Source organism: Mesorhizobium sp. M5C.F.Ca.IN.020.32.2.1, from assembly GCF_004023105.1.
GTDB lineage: Bacteria > Pseudomonadota > Alphaproteobacteria > Rhizobiales > Rhizobiaceae > Mesorhizobium > Mesorhizobium wenxiniae.
This window is the reverse complement of the sequence record NZ_RZSX01001232.1, coordinates 1-1,396: the sequence shown is the minus strand read 5'-3', so window position 1 is coordinate 1,396 and position 1,396 is coordinate 1. Positions and strand designations below refer to the sequence as shown.

At 65.6% G+C, this 1,396-nt stretch carries 1 protein-coding gene; it reads left to right on the top strand.

What is annotated here, in order from left to right:
- Positions 1-1,282 (top strand): sugar ABC transporter ATP-binding protein (locus EOA86_RS34685; protein ID WP_164892328.1); only part of this gene is annotated, 1,282 nt, incomplete at its 5' end.
- Between the last annotated feature and the right edge of the window lie 114 nt (positions 1,283-1,396).

Genomic DNA, 1,396 nt, shown 5'->3' with positions numbered 1-1,396 from the left:
ACCCTATTCCCCCGCCTCTCCCGCCGCGGCCATCGACGCCGGTGTCGGCATGATCCACCAGGAACTGAAGCTGCTGCCGGATCTTTCGGTCGCCGAGAACGTCTATGTCGGACGCCTGCCGACGCGCGGCGGCCGCATCGACCGCGCGGCTATGAATGCGCGGGCATCGGCCCAACTGAAGCGCCTCGGCCTCGATGTTTCGCCGGATCGCAAGGTGCGCACGCTGCGCATCGCCGCCCAGCAACAGGTCGAGATCGCCAAGGCACTGACGCTCAATGCCGAGCTTCTGATCTTCGACGAACCGACAGCAGCGCTTGGCAGCGAAGAAACGGAACTGTTGTTCCAGCAGATCCGCAAGCTCAAGGCGGAAGGCATGTCCTTCATCTATATCAGCCACCGGCTGGACGAGATCGCTGAGATCGCCGACCGCGTGGTGGTGATGCGCGACGGGCGCATCGTCGCCCGGCACGAGCGCGCCGACATTCCGGTGCGCACCGTGGTCGAGCAGATGGTCGGCCGCAGCGTCGAGCGGATGTTCCCGCCGCTCTCGGAGCCGGGCAGCGAGACGTTGCTCGAAGTCGAGAACCTGTCCTCGCCGGAACGCAGTTTTCAGAATGTCAGCTTCTCGGTGCGGACCGGCGAAATCCTTGGCATCGCCGGGCTGATCGGCGCCGGCCGCACGGAACTGGTGCGGGCGATCGCCGGCGCCGATCCGATTTCGTCGGGGTCGGTGCGCGTCGCCGGCAAACCGGTGCACCTCAATGGCCCGGCGGCGGCGATCAAGGCCGGCGTCGTGCTGGTGCCGGAAGACCGCAAGGCCCAAGGCGTGGTTCTCGACCAGACCATCGGCGAGAATCTGGCAATCGGCAATTTCGACCATGTCGCGCCGAATGGCTGGGTGTTTCCGAAGGCGGTGCAGAAATTCGCCGAGGCCGGCATAAGCCGGCTCGGCGTCAAGGGCCGGCCTAACCAGGCGATCAGCAAGCTCTCCGGCGGCAACCAGCAGAAGGTGATTATCGCCAAATGGATTTCACGGCCGCCCAAGGTGTTCATCCTGGACGAGCCGACACGCGGCATCGATGTCGGCGCCCGCGCCGCGATCTACGATGTCATCGCCGACCTCGCCCGCTCCGGAATGGCGGTGGTGGTGGTGAGCTCCGACCTCGAGGAAGTGCTCGGCCTGTCGCATCGCGTGCTGGTGCTGAGCCGTGGCCGCCAGCGCGGCATTCTCGACCGCAGCGAAGCGAGCAACGTCGCCGTCATGGAACTTGCCACAAGCTAGGACAGCTTAACGGAGCGAAACCGGGATTCGGAACAAAGCGCAGCAGGTGATATCCTCCCAAGCACCGGACCGCGCGGGGCGCCAGCCAAGACTGGCGCCCCTTCTTTCCTAGGC